Raw genomic sequence first — 17,545 nt, 5'->3', positions numbered from 1 at the left:
TGCAGCAAACAGGTATATTTTGCCGCAGTTGCGAAGTTTTGCCGGAATGCAATTGCACACATTCTGCGATGCGGCAGACGGCTGCACAAAAGCGTCCTGGCGCAGGTTCTGCGGGTCAGGTCAGGGCGGTCAGAAAACCCGCAAGATCGTCTGAGTGATGATGGATATGGTCCGCCCGGACCGGCTCCGGTGCCACATGCACGGTGCGCATGCCCATTTCATGCGGGGCGGCCAGATTGCGCGGGTCATCCTCGAACATGGCGGCCTGCTGCGGGGCGATCCCGGCGCGGTCAAACACCCGGTCAAAGGCACGGCGTTCGGGCTTGGGGTGGTAGTCCGCATGTTCGACGCCGTAAACGTCATCGAACAGTCCGGACAGCCCGCGCGCGGCCAGCACCCGTTCTGCATAGGGGGCAGAGCCATTGGTGTAGACGATCTTCTTGCCGGGCAGATTGCGGATCGCGGCCGCCAGCGGGGCGTCTTCTTCCAGATGGTCCATTGAGATGTCATGCACCGCGACCAGATAGGGGGCCGGGTCCAGGCCGTGCTCGCGCATGAGGCCTGCCAGGGTGGTGCCGTGCTCGCGCCAGTAATGGCTGCGCAGGCGGTCGGCCTCTGCCTTGTCCACCTTGAGCGCGTCCATCACATAGGCGGTCATCTTGACCTCGATCTGGTCGAACAGCCGCGCGGAGGGATGATAGAGGGTGTTGTCGAGATCGAACACCCATTGGCAGACGTGGGAAAAGGCGTGTTTGGGCATGGTGCCCAAGTAGGCGCCCTTTGCTGCTTTTGCAATGAAAAGCGCATTTTGCCTGCGGGTTTTCAGCGCGTTGGCGCCATCAGGGTTGATTGCTGGGGGATGCGCTGTAGAGATTGTCGGATCAAAACAGACAGGAACGACCATGAGCCAGAGCCGCAGCAACCAGAAAGATGCCTATGCGCTGATCCTAGAGGCGATCGACTCGGGGATCTACAAACCGGGCGACCGGCTGGTGGAAAGCGATCTGGCGGAACGCTTCGGGGTGTCGCGCACGCCGATCCGCGAGGCGCTGCAGCGGCTGGAGACGCAATCGCTGCTGGAGCGTGACGGGCGGTCGCTGATTGTGGCTTCGCTGGATCACAACCAGATGGCGGAGCTGTACGTGGTGCGGCGCGAGCTGGAAGGGCTGGCGGCGCAGCTGGCGGCCCGCCATGCCACCGAGGAAGAGATCAAGGTGCTGAAGGAGATGGTTGAGTCCGACGACAAGCTGATCGGCGATCCGGCAGCGCTGTCCAAGGCCAACCGCCGGTTCCATGAGCAGATCCATCTGGCTTCGCACAACCGCTATCTGGTGCAGCAGCTGGATCTGGTGCACCGGACGATGGCGCTGATGGCAACCACCTCTCTGGCGGCGGAGGGGCGCAGCGAGATTGCCCAGTCGGAGCACAAGGGCATTGTCGACGCGATCAGCCGCCGTGACGAGGCGGCGGCGGGCGAGGCGTTGAAGGAGCACATCTCGATTGCCTTCATGACCCGGCTGAAGCAGGACGCCAGCGGGCGGGGATAAGCCGCCAGAGCCAGCACCGGGGCCGGGCTGCGGGTTTGATGCCGTGGGCTGTTTTGTCCCAGAAAAACGGGCGGGCGAGCAGCTCATGCGCGGCCTTGGCGACGGCGATGGCCCCCATCGGAAAGTAGAGGATCATCGCCGGCGCCCAGGCGGCCAGCCAGGGCCGCCCCATGGCAAAGGCCGCGGTGATGCTGATCACCAGCCCCAGCCCTTCAAAGAACACCAGCGTGGCCGCCGCCAGCAGCAGAAGCTGTGGCGGCAGGCTTTCGGCGCCCGGGTGCGGCAGGCCCAGGGTAAACAGCCAGAATGACCAGAGAACGGGAGCAAACAGAAACTGCCCGATGGTGCCCAGAAAGAAGGCCTGAAAGCCAAGGAAGCGCGTCCAGCCCAGATCGGCCAGCAGCCGCAGCGGCTGGCGCATATGCACCAGGTATGTCACCATGAACCCCTTGAGCCAGCGGGAGCGCTGCCTGATCCAGGGCCAGGGGCGCCAATTGGCCTCCTCGTAAGTGGTGCTGGGCAGCATCTCGGTGCGGTAGCCCGCCCGGTACAGGCGGACACCCAGATCGGCGTCCTCGGTAACATTGTGGGCATCCCATCCGCCCAGCTCCTCCAGCACCGTCCGGCGTACGAACATGGTGGTGCCGCCCAGGGGCACCACCAGGCCAAGCCGGGCAATGCCATCCAGGACGATGCGGAACCAGCTGGCATATTCCAACGTGAAACAGCGCGAAATCCAGTTGGTGCCGGGATTGTAGTAGTCCAGCACCCCTTGGAAGCAGGCGGTGCGGTCCCCGGCTGAGGCAAAGGCCCGCGCCACCTGGTCCAGCTGGTCGGTCTGGGGCGCATCCTCTGCGTCCCAGACCCCGATGATATCCCCCCGGCAGAAGTTCAGCGCATAGTTCATCGCCCGCGGTTTGGTTGTCAGCCCGCCATAGGCCGGGACCTCCACCACCCGGATCCAGGGCGGCAGGCGGGTGTTCTCCAAGGCGGCGCGGGTGACGCTGTCGTGCTCCTCCAGCACCAGGATCACGTCCGTCTGCGCCCGCGGATAGCTGAGCTTCCGGATCCGGGCGAGCAGGGCGCGGCTGATCTCCGCCTCCCGGAAAAGCGGCACCAGGATCGAAATCATGGGGTAACCGGTGCGGGCGGGCGGGGCAGCCGCAGGCGCAGCGGATATCCTGTCCGCCCGTGCCTGCCAGTAAGAGGCGAGCCCGAAGAGCTTGAGCGCTGTGAACAGGAGCACAGTCAGCAGCGCCAGTGCACTGAGGGCAGCGGGAAGTGCTGCCGGTGCGTGCCAGGCCAGATAGAGTGCCGGAATGGCCAAGGCGGCCAGCAGAGCGCGGCCCCGGGGCGGCCGCAGGGAGCGGCAGCTCAGGCGCAGGGGCACGCTGCAGCTTGCCCTCCGCACCAGCGCCGGGCTGAAGTGCGCCGTCAGCAAAGCGGTGATTTGCGCTTCGCTGGCCAGAACAGGCGTGATGTGTTCGAATTTGTCCTGCAGTTCCTGCTGCAGGATTGCAAACCGGTCGGGGTGGGCCACGGCCAGGGTGACGGTCCGGCCCAGCTGCATCCAGGGAACAGCGCAGTGGCGCAGCCAGAACGCTGCGGGTTTGCAGGCCAGCAGCCGCGCATTGGCCATTTGGCCGGACAAGTCTGCGCGGGGGATCCGGTACTGGCAGGACAATGTGTCCTGAACCCGGTCTTCGCTGGCCAGGCCCTCGGCGACCAGCACCCGGCCAAGCGCGGCCCCTTGATGCTGACGCAGCACCAGCGCTTTCATCATGCTGCTGCTGTCGACTGGCGGCAAAGCACCGGCGGTCTGGCCCTGCTGCGGGGGCTTTCCATGCGGCGGCAGACGAAACTGCCGCTGCGGCTGTGACAAAATACCCATCGCCTGCCCGCAACACTGAAACCAGAGGCGTTCAGGCTGGCGGCAGGGGGTTAAAAGTTGGTAAATGCGGCGTTAACCATGCCGCCGGAGCGGCATGGCGAGCCGGTTTTTTACGCAGATTTGCGTTCTGCCATCGCGTCGGCAAAGCGCTCGAACAGGTAGAAGCTGTCCTGCGGGCCGGGGCTGGCTTCGGGGTGGTGCTGCACCGAGAAGACCGGCTTACCTGCAATCCGGATGCCGCAGTTGGAACCGTCAAACAGCGACACATGCGATTCCTCGACGCCTTCGGGCAGGGTCTGCGCATCAACTGCAAAGCCGTGGTTCATCGAGGTGATTTCCACCTTGCCGGTGGCATGCTCCTTGACCGGATGGTTGGCGCCGTGGTGGCCGTGGTTCATCTTGACGGTTTTGGCGCCCAGGGCCAGGGCCAGCATCTGGTGGCCGAGGCAGATGCCGAAGACCGGCAGGTCGGCTTTCAGAACGTCCTGGATCATCGGCACTGCGTATTCGCCAGTGGCAGCCGGGTCGCCCGGGCCGTTGGACAGGAACACGCCGTCGGGGTTGTGCGCCAGCACTTCCTCAGCCGTTGCATTGGCGGGCAGCACGGTCACGTCGCAGCCTGCGGAGGCGAGGCAGCGCAAGATGTTGCGCTTGGCGCCATAGTCAACGGCCACAACCTTGTGCTTGGGCGCTTCCTGGCGGGCATAGCCGTCCGGCCAGGCCCAGCGCATCTCGTCCCAGCGGTAGCTTTGCGCGCAGGTCACGTCTTTGGCAAGGTCCAGGCCCACGAGGCCGGACCAGCCGCGTGCCTTGGCGACCAGCGCCTCAATGTCGAAGTTGCCCTCTGGGTCATGCGCCAGTGCCACATGCGGTGCGCCCTGCTGGCGGATCGCGCGGGTTAGGCGGCGGGTGTCGACGCCGCCGATAGCGATGCGGCCTGTGCGGGTGAGCCAGTCCTTCAGCTCTTCTGTCGCGCGCCAGTTGGAGGCCAGCGTCGGATCCCATTTCACCACCATGCCGGCGGCGACGGGATCGCCGGTTTCATCATCTTCCGGGGTGACGCCGGTGTTGCCGATGTGCGGGAAGGTAAAGGTGACGATCTGGCCGGCGTAGGACGGATCGGTCATGATCTCCTGGTAGCCGGTCATCGCGGTGTTGAAGCAGAGCTCGGCCACGGTGTCGCCGGTCGCGCCGAAACCGGTGCCGTAAAAGACGGTGCCATCAGCGAGCGCCAGGCATGCGGTGGGCTTGGTCGGGGCGGAAGCGGCCATTGCGCGAGTCTCCATGCGGGTAAAATTCATGGGCTTGTAAGGGGAGCGCCCATGCGGGTCAAGCCTGCAAGGGGCCGGCAGGCTGACGCGGGGTCCGGAATTGAAAGTTTACTGAAAACTTGCGCAGAAGCGCCGGAATGGATAACCATCGGTGTCCGGCAACCATGGGGATGCTTTTGAATATGGATACGCGCACACGGGTCAATCAGGCCCTGAAGCAGGCGATGAAAGACAAGGCCGCCGACCGGCTGGCCACGCTGCGGCTGATCAATGCCGCCATCAAGGACCGCGAGATCGCGGCCCGTGCCGATGGCGAGGAAACCAGCATCGGCGACGGTGAAATCCTTGCCATCCTGGGCAAGATGACCAAGCAGCGCAAGGAAAGCGCCCGCGCCTATGAGGAAGGCGGGCGGCTGGATCTGGCAGAGCGGGAACTGGGCGAGATCAGTGTGATCGAAGAGTTTCTGCCGCAGCAGCTGAGCGACGATGAAGCTGCCGAGGCGGTGAAGGCCGCGGTGGCTGAAACAGGCGCCGAATCGATTCGCGACATGGGCAAGGTGATGGCGGCGCTTAAGGCGAAATACACCGGCCAGATGGATTTCGGCAAAGCCGGCCCGATGGTCAAGGATCAGCTCTGCAGCAAGGGTGACTGCTGATCCGTTGCCGCGAGGCTGATACCGTGCTGGCGAGCGATGCCTGCAGCGCGGAAATTTGTTGAAAGAAGATAAGATGAGGCCCGCATTGCGGGCCTTTTTCACGTCTGCTGACCGGACAAGGCAGTTTTGAGGTCGGCGTAGAGCGCCACCCGTTCTTCTTCCGAGAGGAAGGCGCCGATTTCGACCTCGCGGCCGCCGCCCTGCAGGGTCACGTAATGGGGCACGGGCCCGTCATGGTCGTGCATCTCCACCCGGGTCCAGTAGCGGTTGCAGTGCCAGCTTTGGCGGGCCCCATCCGGGTTGATCCGGTCCAGCCTTGCTTCGTCAGCGGTGAGGGTCAGCACTTCGAGGATCTGGTGGTCGCGGCGGCTGCGGTCCAGCGCCCATTTCATGCCGAACAGCGCCAGCAGCAGGAATGGCAGGAGGCCCCAGAGCAGAAAGGATCCCAGAAGCGGCACCAGGGGCACGCAGATCAGAATTGCCGTGAGGCCGATGAAGCGCACGTATCCCTTGGGCGGCAGCGATTGGTGCGGCCAGAGGTGCAGTTCGCGCTCGGCGCCGGCCTGCGGGCGGGTCCAGTTATAGGGCATCGGTTCGGGCCTGCTGGGGAGGAAAGCTCTTGCTCAAATGATGTGCCGGAAAAACGGGATGTCCACTGCAGCTGTTCAGCCCGTCAGGAGGGTATGAAAAAGGCCCCGGAGCATCAGCGCCGGGGCCTTTGGCTATTTCAGGATCCGGGGCCGCTTAGTGCGAATGCGAGCGGTCCCAGTCTTCCTGCTTGGGCAGGATTTCGAAGGTGTGCTCCGGCGGCGGAGAGGGCAGGGTCCACTCCAGGGTGTCCGCGTATTCGTTCCAGTAGTTGTTCTGGGTGACGCGGGCACCGCGCAGCAGCGAATAGATCACCACGCCGAAGAACAGCAGGAACGAGGCAAAGGACAAGAACGCGCCGTAGGACGAGATCTTGTTCCAGTAGGCGAACCCTTCCGGATAGTCGATGTAGCGGCGCGGCATGCCCTGACGGCCCAGGAAGTGCTGGGGGAAGAAGGTCAGGTTGGCGCCGATGAAGAACATCCAGAAGTGGATCTGGGCGCCCAGCTCGTTATACTGGCGGCCGGTCATCTTGCCGAAGTAGAAGTAGACGCCGGAGAAGATCGCGAACACCGCACCAAGCGACATCACGTAGTGGAAGTGCGCCACAACGTAATAGGTGTCGTGATAGGCACGGTCGACAGCCGCCTGCGACAGCACCACGCCGGTCACACCGCCGACGGTGAACAGGAACAGGAAGCCGAAGGCGAACATCATCGGAGCCTTGAACTCGATCGAGCCGCCCCACATGGTTGCGATCCAGGAGAACACTTTCACGCCGGTCGGAACCGCGATCACCATGGTGGCCAGCATGAAGTAGGCCTGCTGGTTCAGCGACATGCCGACGGTGTACATGTGGTGCGCCCAGACGACAAAGCCCAGCACGCCGATGGCGATGATCGCCCAGACCATCGGCAGGTAGCCGAACACCGGCTTGCGCGCGAAGGTGGCGATGACGTGGGAGATGATGCCGAAGCCGGGCAGGATCACGATGTACACTTCCGGGTGGCCGAAGAACCACAGGATGTGCTGGTACAGGATCGGGTCGCCGCCGCCAGCCGCGTCAAAGAAGGTGAAGCCGAAGTTGCGGTCCATCAGCAGCATGGTGATGGCGCCGGCCAGAACCGGCAAGCTCAGCAGGATCAGCCAGGAGGTGACGAAGATCGACCACGAGAACAGCGGCACCTTGAACAGGGTCATGCCCGGGGCGCGCATGTTCAGGAAGGTGGTGATCATGTTGATCGCACCCAGGATCGAGGAGGCGCCCGAGACGTGCACGGCGAAGATCGCCAGGTCCATCGAGTAGCCGCCTTCGTTCACGCTGAGCGGCGGGTAAAGAACCCAGCCGACGCCGGAGCCCAGCTGGTCATTGCCGCCCGGGGAGACAACCGAGAGGACCGCCAGCGAGGTGCCTGCGACATACATCCAGAACGACAGGTTGTTCATGCGCGGGAACGCCATGTCCGGAGCGCCGATCTGCAGCGGCATGAAATAGTTGCCGAAACCGCCGAACAGCGCCGGGATCACCACGAAGAACATCATCAGGATGCCGTGGGCGGTGATCATCACGTTCCAGAGGTGGCCGTTCGGAGTACATTCCGCAGCAGCGTCTGCGAACAGGCGCGCGCCTTCCAGGCACATGTACTGAACGCCGGGATCCATCAGCTCCAGCCGCATGTAGACGGTGAAGATGACGGAGATGAGACCTGCAATCGCCGAAACGATCAGGTAAAGAATGCCGATATCCTTATGGTTCGTGCTCATGAACCAGCGGGTGAAAAAGCTCCGCTCGTCCTCGTGGCCGTGACCATGAATGGCTGCGTCTGCCATTTAGGTGCCTCCTGCTGCATAACGAAAGGCCACCGGAGACGGACTCCGGGCGGCCTGGATTCCTTGCGAGTTTTAGTGTGGCCTGCCGGGGCCTTCAATGGCGGAGTTTGATCTGGATCAAGATTTATTGCCGCAGGGGCTTGAATGCCCTGGGAATTGCCCGGTTCTGAGCGCTTGACCTAAGGGCGGGGCGCGCGCACAACCGGGAGAAAGCCAGAACAAGGAGCCCGGACGCATGCCTGCCTATGACCCCGACAATATTTTTGCCAAGCTCCTGCGCGGGGAGATCCCCTCGACCCGCGTCTATGAGGATGACGATACCGTGGCCTTCATGGATATCATGCCGCGGGCCGACGGCCATCTGCTGGTCATTCCCAAAACCCCGTGCCGCAATATCCTGGATGCCACCCCGGCGCAGCTGGCGGCGGTGATGCAGACGGTGCAGAAACTGTCGCAGGCGGTGATCACCGCGTTCGGCGCGGATGGGGTCACCGTGCAGCAGTTCAACGAAGCGGCCGGCGGGCAGGAGGTGTTCCACCTGCATATGCATGTGCTGCCGCGGCACGAGGGCGACCGGCTGCGCCCGCCGGGCACCATGGGTGACATGGAGCTGATCCAATCCCAGGCTGAAAAAATCCGTGCGGCGCTGGCGTCGGGCTGATCTTTCCTGCCTGTCAGTATCTTTTGAAATGTGAAAACACCGTGGCATAAAGCCACGGTGTTTTGGTATGCGAATTTATGCATCTGAAATAAATGTTGAATTTTAGTTGAATTTGATCATAGCTGTTTCGCAAATTGGTTGTAGGTCAGAGAGGGCGCCCGCGCCCAATAGTTTGGGGCCCCAAGAATTGGGGCAATTCGGCAGTGCATGCCAGCCCGGTCCCGGGCGGCATCAGCCGGGTATTTTCTGTTTACAGGCAGGCTGCCTGAAACATGCAGGCCAGAAGGCCTGCACCATCCCCTGCGCGTGCCGCGTGCTTGCCGGGTGCGGTGCTTCTTTGACTTCCTAAACTGTATTGGAGGGACAGGGGTGACTCTCTTGTGCCATGGGCAGGCCTTGTCGCAAGACCAGGTCGTGGCCGCCATTTATGAAACGATGATCCGGCCGGAGCAATTCGACCGTTTCATGTCCGGTGCGCAGGACGGTCCGGGCACACCTGCGGCGGGCGGAATGCCGCAAGGCCGCCGGCCTGTGCTGCAGGCGCATTTTGCCCGGGCGGCTGAGATCCAGGAGCAGCAGTGGCAGCGGGCAGGGCGGCCGCACCCGGGAGCCTATTCCGGCAGCTGCAGCCGGTTCTGGCTGCTGGCGGAGGCGCGCCCGGACGGCGGTCTTCTGAACGCCTCGCAGCGGGCGGCACGCCAATTGACCGGCAATGGGCCGCTGCCTTCTGCACTGGGATTGACGCAGGCGGCGGCTGAGCTGTGGCAAAGCTACCTTGAGGACGTGCGCTGCGGGGCCTTTTCCTGGCGGGACGTGCTGCTGCTGGCCTCCCGCACCCCCGGCGAGCGGTTCCTGTGCCGCCCGGTGCGCCTGAGCGGTCCAGATGCATCTGTTGCAGTCATGGCAGAGCGGCTGGACGGGGTGCAGACGGCGGAGGCGGCTGTCCCGGTTGCCGCAGCGCTGGGCCTGCAGGAGGCGGATTTCGCGCCTCTGAAAGACACAGCGCACAGCCCGGGCGGCAAAGTCGACGGCAGGCTGGAACAGGCCGCGGGCCAGGCCGGCGCGCCCGGCCCGGCAGAGCTGATCCGGCTGGCGGTCTTTCTGATGAATGAACACAGCCGGGACCTGGCAATATCGCGGGGCGAGGTGCTGCCGCCCTCGGGCACCTATGAGGACAGTTCCGGTCAGCGCTCCCAGTGCTTCCGGCTGGGGGCGGAGACCGGCCAGCCGGTGATTTTCGTGCATGGCATGCTGGACGGGATTGCGCCGCTGCAGCGTTTGCAGCCGCAGCTGCGGAATCTGGGCTTCAGGGTCTATGCGCCGATGCGCCGCGGCTATGGCGGTTCGGTGCCGCTGAAACGCGGAGAGGACCCCGCGGAAGCCTTTGTGCAGCAGCTGATTGCCCTGATGGCGCATGAAAACCTGCAGCGTCCGGTGCTGCTGTGCCATCGCGGCGGGGCGCTTTACGGTTTTATCGCAGCCAGCCGCCTGGACAGCAGGATTGCCGGTCTGGTGGCCGCTGCCTCAAATTGCGCCATCAGTTCGCCGCGGCAGTTTTCCGGCCTCAGCGGCTATGCATGGCTGGTAGCGCTGGCCGCCACGCGCGCCAATTGGATGCTGCCCGTGCTGATGAAGGGCTGGGCGGCAGCACTGCGCTGGTACGGGCACAAGATGCTGTTGCATATACAGACCCGCAGCGGCAGCAAGGAGCGGGCGCGGTTGTCGCAGCTGGATCTGTTGCAGCTGCTTCAGCAAAGTCAGGCGCTGTTTCAGGAGCAGGGCGGCGCCGGGTTCATGGCCGATGTGCAGATGCTGCGGCAGGGGAACCGGACCGGCATCCCGGCCCGGATGCCGCGATCCGTGTTCGTGCACGGGGGAGAAGACCACGTGGCGCCGCTCTCAGCGGTCCGCGAGATGCTGAACGGGCTGCCGGATGCCCGGCTGTGCATCAGCCAGGAGGCGGGGGCACTGCTGTTTTACCACTTCCCTGAGCTGGTTCTGACGGCGCTGCAGGATCTCACCTCTGCCTCTGACGGCTGAGGTCAGCTGCCGAAAACCTGTTCGAAACTGCGCCTCAGGGCGACATCCACGTCTGCCATTGTCACCGGCAGGCCCAGGTCCACGAGGCTGGTCACCCCGTATTCGGTGATTCCGCAGGGCACGATTCCCGTGAAATGCTCCAGCTCCGGCTCGACGTTGATCGAGATGCCGTGAAAGCTGACCCATTTGCGCAGCCGGATGCCAATGGCGGCGATCTTGTCCTCGGCGGTGCCGCCTGAGGGGGTGAGAGGCTTTTCCGGGCGTTCGACCCAGACGCCAACCCGGCCTTCGCGGATATGGCCCTTGATGTTGAACTCATCCAGGGCGGCAATCACCCAGGTCTCCAGCTGCTGAACAAAACGGCGCACGTCATGCCCGCGCGTGCCGACATTCAGCATCACATAGACCACCCGCTGGCCCGGCCCGTGATAGGTGTACTGGCCGCCGCGCTTGCTCTCGTAGACCGGGAAACGTTCGGGATCTGTCAGGTCTTCGCGCTTGGCCGAGGTGCCGGCCGTGTATAGCGGGGGGTGTTCAACCAGCCAGATGCATTCCTCCGCCGATCCGGCAGCAATTGCCGCGGCGCGCTCTTCCATGAAGGCAACCGCTTGATCATAATCGACTAAACCGTCTGATGTGATCCACTCAACCATGCCTGCTGCAGTCCTTTTACATCCCGCCAGGGGCTTGCCGGCGGAATTGGCGGGAAAACCCTAGGTGCTAACGCTGCCTGTGGAGTATCCTGATTCCGTAGCGAGTATCCATAGGGGGCGAGTATCATGTTTTCCAAGCCGCTCAAACCGGCCCTGACAGCCGCATTTCTGGCGACATCCGTAACCGGACCCGCAGCAGCGGACGAACTGGGGGCCGCCATCGCCGGCGCCGTTATCGGCGGTGTTATTGTCAACGAAGTCCATAAGAACAAGCAGCGCCGCCGTGCCGCGACCACCTACCGGCGGGCACCGACCTATTCGGCTGCGCGGGCCGAGAACCGCGAAACCCAGGTTGCGCTCAATTATTTCGGCTTCAACGCAGGCACACCGGACGGGGTGCTGGGACGGCGGTCGCGCGCGGCGATCACCCAGTACCAGGTGCATATGGGCTATCCGGCCACCGGCCATCTGGCACCGTATGAGCGTAACTTCCTGGTCAGTTCCTATAACCGGGCTCAGGTTGGCGGCCCGCAGGTCATCAAGGCGATGCAGGGCCCGCAAGGGGTGCGCGGCGTGCTGCACACTTGGCGGGATGAGGCCGCGGGCATCCGCGCTCCTGGCAGCACCTATGCCAGCGGCGGCTACGGCGGGCTGCCGCCGGAGGTCAGCCACGCAGTGGATGAGATCGCCGCCAGCTCCGAGCCGACCGGGGAGCAGCTGCTGCAGCGCACCGGCTTCATGCAGCTTGCCGACCTGAATGGCGACGGGCGCAATGACTATGTGCTGGATACCTCTGTTTCCGGCAGCTCGTTCTGGTGCGGGGCCTCCAACTGTTCGGTGATGGTCTTTGCCTCGACACCGCAGGGGTACCAGCGCAATGATTTCCTGGCCCGCGGTGTGACCCCGGCCAGTTTTGCCTGCCATCAGGGCACGTGCCGGATGACAGACACGGGAACAGAAGAACCGGTGCAGGCGGCTCAGCAGAACCGGAGCACCGTCATGGCCTTTGCCGGGCAGGAAAGCGCGGCCCTGGGCGGCATCACCCTGTTTGACCAGCAGGAGCAGAGCGCCTCGCTCACCAGCTATTGCAGCAAGGTGAGCCTTCTGACCAGTTCGAACGGCGGGTTCATGACAGCAGACAGCATGAACGACCCGGAACTGGCGCTGGGCGAGCAATTCTGTCTGGCCCGCACCTATGCCATCAATGCAGGCGAAGCGCGTGCCGGCAAGGTCGCAGGGGCGTCGCAGGCGCAGATCGACAGCCAGTGCGATGCCTTCGGGCCTGCCTTGAAGCCTTATCTGGCCAAGCTGGGCACCGCGGGCAGCGGCGAAGTGATGGGGGACGTGCAGAAGTTCGTTCTGCAATCGGGCATGTCGCTGGATCAGCTGTCCAATACAGCCGGGATCTGCTTGTTCTCCGGTTACCGGCGCGATGACATGGATGTGGCGCTGGGATCCGCCCTGATCCTGGCGGGAACCGGCCAGCGCCCCTATGCCGAGCTGATCGGCCATCACCTGGCGCTGGGCTTTGGTGCGCCGAATGCGGTGAAGAAGGCGCAAGAATGGTACAGCATGGCGGTGATTGCGCTGGAAAGCGGTGCCGAACCCGTGTTTGCGCCAGGCCAGCCGGGCCGCGCGGAACTGATCAAGGCAGCCTCGACAGAGCTGGCGGGCGGCCGGGTGCAGCCTGTGCAGGCCTCTGGCGGAGCATCTGCTTTGCCCTCTTTCAGCAGCGAGTGAGCGCCTGATCCCAACGTCTTGAAGAAATGGGAAGGCCGGCATTTTTGCCGGCCTTTTCTTTTCCGCCTCACCGGCCGCTAGGGGACTGACCTTAAAAATTTGCAGCATTTGCTTGGTGATGGATAGGTTTTTGACGCTTCTCTAATGGTCGCGGATATTCCTCAAAACGTGATTTGGTGTACCCTCTACGCAATCTTTGAGTGTGTGTTTTTAAGGGGTCCCATGTGTATTAAGCCGCTTCTTACCTTTGCCGTCAGCCTGTCGCTGGCTTTCACCCCAGCACCCCGCGCCGCAGCCGACGCCGGAGATTTCGCAGCTGGTGCAATCATTGGCGGGATCATCGGCAACGCGTTGGGCAAGAACCAGCAGCGGCGATCCGGGGCCAAGACGCCACGCCGGTCCCGGTTGCCTTCGACCCAGGAAGGGCGGCAGATCCAGCAGTCGCTGAACTATTTCGGGTTTCCTGCCGGCGCGGTGGACGGCCAGCTGGGCCGCAAGTCGCGGGAGGCGACCTCCGCCTACCAGGCTTATTTGGGGTATCCGGTCACGGGCCAGTTGAATGACTTCGAACGGGATCTGCTGATTTCATCCTTCCAGCGGGCGCAGGCCAGCGGCTATTTGGCTACTCAGCAGGCGATGGCGCATCCTGACGGCCCGCGCGGTCTGCTGAAGATCTATTTGGCAGAGCGGATGGCGCCGCAGCCGCAGCAGCCCTATGGGTTGCCTCAGGCGACCATGGCCGGCACTTATGGCGTGCCGCAGCAATACGGTCAGGCGGCACCGCCGCGTCAAAACGGCCAGCCCCAGATGGGATTTGCGGCGTCAAGCCAGACATACGGGGTCGCCCAGCAGCCGCAGTACCAGGGGCAGCAGGGGGAATTCGTTCCGCAAGGCCAGATTCCGCAGAAGGGCCAGTTCATGCAGCAAGGCCAGCTCCTGGCCGCCGCGCCGGGGCAGGCCCTGATCCAGAATGGCGGCTCGGTTCAGGGTGCTGCTCCCGCTGCGACTCCGGCGCTTTTACAGCAAAACGATCAGGCTGCGCTGCCCCAGATCAGCCGCCGTGCGCTGGTGATCGGGGTGGACGGCTACCAGAACCTCGCAGCGCTTCAGAAGGCGCGCAACGATGCGCAGGCTGTCAGCAGCACGCTGGCGGCGCTGGGCTTTGATGTCACCACGCTGTATGACGCCAGCCGCCGCGATATCAACAGCGCGGTTTCCACCTTTGCCAACCGGATTGAGCCGGGGGACGAGGTTCTGTTCTACTTTGCCGGCCACGGGGTGGAAGTGGACGGGCGCAACTACCTGCTGCCCTCGGACGTGCCGGTGGTGAACTTTGGCGACGAAAGCTTCCTGACTGGCGAGAGTATTGCCGCTGATCGTGTGCTGGGCACCTTCCAGCGCAAGGGCGCGCGGTCAACTATCATGATCCTCGATGCCTGCCGCAACAACCCCTTCCCGCAGGATGGCCAGCGGTCTGTCGGCGGCAGCCGCGGGCTGGTGCGGATGGAGCCGCCGGAGGGGGCTTTCATTCTGTACTCCGCTGGCGCAGGCCAGACTGCGCTGGACCGGCTGTCGGACACTGATGCCAATCCGAACTCCGTCTTTACCCGCGCCTTGCTGTCGCGGCTGAATGAGCCGGGCATGACCCTGCACCAGCTGGCCAAACAGGTGCGCCGGGATGTGCAGGATCTGGCGGCAACGGTGAATCACGATCAGTTCCCGGCTTACTATGACCAGATGTCAGGCGAGATGGTGCTGCGCCGGCAGTTGGCGGTCCAGGGTAATTGAACGCCTCCTTTGATCTTGTTCAAGCTGGAAGGCAGCCGGAAAAACCGGCTGTTCTCCGCCAGTTGGCAGTCTGGAGCCGCAGCCGCGATATTCTGCGCAAAAAAGACGATTTTCGGCTTCACATCGCATCCGGGCTGGTCTATACGCCGCTACACCAAGCCTAAGACAGTGCGGTCGTGGCGGAATTGGTAGACGCGCAGCGTTGAGGTCGCTGTTCCTTAACCGGAGTGGAAGTTCGAGTCTTCTCGACCGCACCAACTTTCCTGAAAAGTTTATATTTTTCAAGTACTTGCCGCGGGTGGCGTGAGTCTGTCCACCCCTAAGTACACCCTTTGGCTTGCAAAGCGCTTGAGAGTTGAAGGCATTTGGTTCGGTCGTTTGCACATCAACAGGAATTTTGAGTGCACAGGCTTACGACGACTGGGTCCATCGCGTCTCGCTGCTTCTGCACCCAACTTCGAAAATCCGCTGTAGGTTGGGAATGTTTGACGTTTTAGGGGGCAAATGCCTGATGCTAGCTTAGTTGGCGGCGAAGCCCCGAAGCCCTTCATAGAACACAAGGCCAAAATGCCGAGCGATCAAAACCCGGCTCGAACTGACTATAATTACCTAAGCTCCGACCATAAGGACTGAGCAGCGACAAGGATAGCTGCAGGCGCAACTTAAGCCTTTTCCTGGGATGGTCGAGCGCGCGTTACAACGCCTAGGCCGGTTGCTAGTGTCGGTTACGCGGCCGGTCACAGGGCGCTATACGACCAGTCTTGGATACTGCAGCGCAGCGCTTCCATAGTTTGGCTTGTTGACTTTGGATTGGCATTCGATGCTGCGCGCGTTTATGTCCAATTTCAACCTTCGTAGAGTTAGTGTTCAGTGGTGTTCGCATGTTCTCGATATTGCCTTGTTCTTTTGGTTGGCAAAGGTGAATATCGCAAAGTATTTCAGAGTTACATTTAGGAGCGTTGCGATGCGTGTACATGTGTTGGACAAGTTTAATGAAGGGGATTCTGAGGGGGTCTTATGTCGAGTATCGTTCACTGAGTACTTAAAATATTTGCCTGAAGATTTCCGTCAGTACTTTGTTCAGCGCGGTATCACGTCTAACCGGTATCTTGACAATCTTTGGGAAACGATTGTTGAGAAGAAGCACATCCCTCTAATTGTGCTGGTTGCGAGCCCGGAGAATGAAAGCCCTGGCTCTAGTACTGCTGTTCAGCTTGGTTCAGGTTGGAAAATACTTGACGGCCTGCAGCGTACGCACCGAATGAAGCTAATTTTCGATGTAGTGCAATATCTCATTGAGTCTGTCGATGAAGAATTAGACGTTTCGGGAGTGCGCCCTCCAATTTCAAAAGTAGTCAGAGAGCACAAGGATTGGCTTCTGCGTAACGACTGCCCCTCATCACTGTTTGTAAAGGTGTTGCGATCCAAGCGCTCTATGAGTCCCGAGGACTTCTCTAGAGTGTTTGATGATGTGAACCTCTGGCTAGAAGTGTGGTTTGGGTTGAGTGAAAATGAGCAGATTCAGAAGATGCTAATCCTCAACGCTGGGCATAAATCTGTTAATATTAAGCATCAGATTGAGCTTCTTTTTTCGGATTATTTGGAAGTTTTGAAGGGTAGGTTGGGTGATGGTCGCATAATAAGAGAGCGGGATAAAAGTTCAATTTCTTACAGTAAGTCGCGAGAGGTTGGTCAATTCCATTTTTCTCATTTGGTAACGGCTTTTCAGTCCCTGGATGCGGGGAAGCCAATTTCTACAAATTCCGACTTTGCTGCGGAGAAATCACTTTCAATGTCTAGTGGTGAGGACAATAAGCTAGAGATCAATGTCGAGCTTTTGGAAGCGTTTGCAGAGTTTTTGCGGGAACTGGATGCGCAATTTCGTGAAGATGATCTTTCGGTTAAGTGGCTCGGCCGGGAAGTGGTTTTGGCGGGGGTATTCGGGGCGATTGGAAGATATTCCAGCGATGAGAAAAAAACAAAGATAGAGGTGCTGGGAAAATTCAAGGATGGGCTCAAGGAATTTTCCGCCTGGTTGGACCTAGAGAGATTCGAGGCCGCGCGAAACGCCTTGAATTTGGCTAAGGTGAATATCGGGAATAAAAATAAGCTAGCGGTGTCGAAGGCTACACTTTCCTTTCTGAGGTGCCCAAGCGGGCCGAGTCCAGATTGGAAAATGCTATTCGATGGGGAGCGCCTAAATGACATTTGAAGAGAAGTTTCTTGAGCTCACAGAGATTTTTTTTGAGTTGCGTGATTTGAGTGGCGACGAAACTGATGCCAAGGTTGACCAGTATTTTATGGTTGATGGGCGTGTTGGTGAACTAAAAGAAGGCTTAAGAAGCCTTGCCAAAGGCGATCCGAAAGATTTGCAGGATATTTGCGATTTTTTTTCAGATGATAATGTTTTCGAATTTCTTGCCCGTGATAATGCGGCTGTACTTCCTAAGTTGCTGTCTTTGGCTGGCAATATTACTGCAGACACTTGGAGGGCATTGTTGCAGAAAGGCGTCTTGAGGCGTGACTTCCCCTTTCCCCTTCAGGTTCAGGCCACGCGGACGATCTCGGCGGTGCCGAGGGCATTGAAGCGGTTGATGAGTGCGACGCGGATGTGGATTTCAGCGGTTTGGCTATCTGGGTCTCTCGCGGCGATGCGCTCGCCGAAGGCCTTGAGGCAGCGCATCCTGGCTTCTGCGCGGCTGCGGGTGTGGTATCCCGTCCATCGTTTCCAGAACGCATGAGTGCGACGCGGATGTGGATTTCAGCGGTTTGGCTATCTGGGTCTCTCGCGGCGATGCGCTCGCCGAAGGCCTTGAGGCAGCGCATCCTGGCTTCTGCGCGGCTGCGGGTGTGGTATCCCGTCCATCGTTTCCAGAACGC

Annotated in this window: 13 protein-coding genes, 1 tRNA gene and 2 pseudogenes; 8 read left to right on the top strand and 8 right to left on the bottom strand. The window is 61.4% G+C overall.

Annotated elements, in window-relative coordinates; genetic code table 11:
- Positions 1-115 precede the first annotated feature (115 nt).
- Complete coding sequence (locus A9D60_RS15205; RefSeq protein ID WP_065268396.1) at positions 116-760, bottom strand: pyrimidine 5'-nucleotidase; 645 nt, start codon at positions 758-760, stop codon at positions 116-118.
- A 142-nt stretch (positions 761-902) separates the two neighbouring features.
- On the opposite strand from A9D60_RS15205, the gene A9D60_RS15200 reads away from it, so the two are divergent.
- Entirely contained in the window at positions 903-1,547 is a 645-nt protein-coding gene (locus A9D60_RS15200; RefSeq protein ID WP_039184023.1) for a GntR family transcriptional regulator, read from the top strand.
- Here the strand turns inward: A9D60_RS15200 and A9D60_RS15195 are convergent.
- Together A9D60_RS15195 and carA are read right to left on the bottom strand one after the other, a co-directional pair.
- A complete protein-coding gene (locus A9D60_RS15195) occupies positions 1,507-3,438 on the bottom strand; it encodes a glycosyltransferase family 2 protein (protein WP_065268375.1) in 1,932 nt (643 codons plus the stop codon). The two genes, A9D60_RS15200 and A9D60_RS15195, sit on opposite strands and share 41 nt — an antisense overlap.
- Positions 3,439-3,548: 110 nt before the next feature.
- Positions 3,549-4,709: a glutamine-hydrolyzing carbamoyl-phosphate synthase small subunit gene (carA, locus tag A9D60_RS15190; protein ID WP_065268374.1), complete on the bottom strand. Its 1,161-nt coding sequence runs from the start codon at positions 4,707-4,709 to the stop codon at positions 3,549-3,551.
- Positions 4,710-4,891: 182 nt separating this feature from the next.
- On the opposite strand from carA, the gene A9D60_RS15185 reads away from it, so the two are divergent.
- Complete coding sequence (locus tag A9D60_RS15185; protein ID WP_065268395.1) at positions 4,892-5,365, top strand: GatB/YqeY domain-containing protein; 474 nt, start codon at positions 4,892-4,894, stop codon at positions 5,363-5,365.
- Between the two features lie 98 nt (positions 5,366-5,463).
- Here the strand turns inward: A9D60_RS15185 and A9D60_RS15180 are convergent, their stop codons facing one another.
- Complete coding sequence (locus A9D60_RS15180; protein WP_065268373.1) at positions 5,464-5,955, bottom strand: DUF2244 domain-containing protein; 492 nt, start codon at positions 5,953-5,955, stop codon at positions 5,464-5,466.
- Between the two features lie 154 nt (positions 5,956-6,109).
- Positions 6,110-7,783 carry a cytochrome c oxidase subunit I gene (locus A9D60_RS15175; protein ID WP_065268372.1) on the bottom strand — a complete coding sequence of 558 codons (1,674 nt, stop codon included), beginning with the start codon at positions 7,781-7,783 and terminating at the stop codon, positions 6,110-6,112.
- Between the two features lie 235 nt (positions 7,784-8,018).
- Between A9D60_RS15175 and A9D60_RS15170 the strand changes: the two genes are divergently transcribed.
- Positions 8,019-8,444: an HIT family protein gene (locus A9D60_RS15170; protein ID WP_065268371.1), complete on the top strand. Its 426-nt coding sequence runs from the start codon at positions 8,019-8,021 to the stop codon at positions 8,442-8,444.
- 369 nt (positions 8,445-8,813) lie between these two features.
- Positions 8,814-10,484 carry an alpha/beta fold hydrolase gene (locus A9D60_RS15165; RefSeq protein WP_254656707.1) on the top strand — a complete coding sequence of 557 codons (1,671 nt, stop codon included), beginning with the start codon at positions 8,814-8,816 and terminating at the stop codon, positions 10,482-10,484.
- Between the two features lie 2 nt (positions 10,485-10,486).
- On the opposite strand, the gene lipB is transcribed toward A9D60_RS15165, so the two are convergent.
- Positions 10,487-11,137: a lipoyl(octanoyl) transferase LipB gene (gene lipB, locus A9D60_RS15160; RefSeq protein ID WP_065268369.1), complete on the bottom strand. Its 651-nt coding sequence runs from the start codon at positions 11,135-11,137 to the stop codon at positions 10,487-10,489.
- A 126-nt stretch (positions 11,138-11,263) separates the two neighbouring features.
- Between lipB and A9D60_RS15155 the strand changes: the two genes are divergently transcribed.
- The 4 genes from A9D60_RS15155 (at position 11,264) to A9D60_RS15140 (ending at position 16,877) form a co-directional block, all read left to right on the top strand.
- Entirely contained in the window at positions 11,264-12,877 is a 1,614-nt protein-coding gene (locus A9D60_RS15155; RefSeq protein ID WP_065268368.1) for a peptidoglycan-binding domain-containing protein, read from the top strand.
- A 222-nt stretch (positions 12,878-13,099) separates the two neighbouring features.
- Entirely contained in the window at positions 13,100-14,665 is a 1,566-nt protein-coding gene (locus A9D60_RS15150) for a caspase family protein (RefSeq protein WP_065268367.1), read from the top strand.
- A 170-nt stretch (positions 14,666-14,835) separates the two neighbouring features.
- Positions 14,836-14,922: transfer RNA gene (locus A9D60_RS15145), tRNA-Leu, on the top strand.
- Between the two features lie 707 nt (positions 14,923-15,629).
- Positions 15,630-16,877, top strand: coding sequence for a hypothetical protein (locus A9D60_RS15140; RefSeq protein WP_065268366.1), 1,248 nt, complete (start codon positions 15,630-15,632; stop codon positions 16,875-16,877).
- Positions 16,878-17,210: 333 nt separating this feature from the next.
- Here A9D60_RS15140 and A9D60_RS25565 read toward each other — a convergent pair.
- Positions 17,211-17,402: pseudogene (locus A9D60_RS25565) on the bottom strand (IS5/IS1182 family transposase); the annotation flags it as partial.
- Positions 17,402-17,545: pseudogene (locus A9D60_RS27470) on the bottom strand (IS5/IS1182 family transposase); the annotation flags it as partial. The pseudogenes A9D60_RS25565 and A9D60_RS27470, both read right to left, overlap by 1 nt.

Source organism: Leisingera sp. JC1, from assembly GCF_001679925.1.
Classification (GTDB): domain Bacteria; phylum Pseudomonadota; class Alphaproteobacteria; order Rhodobacterales; family Rhodobacteraceae; genus Leisingera.
This window is presented reverse-complemented; position numbering and strand designations above follow the sequence as displayed.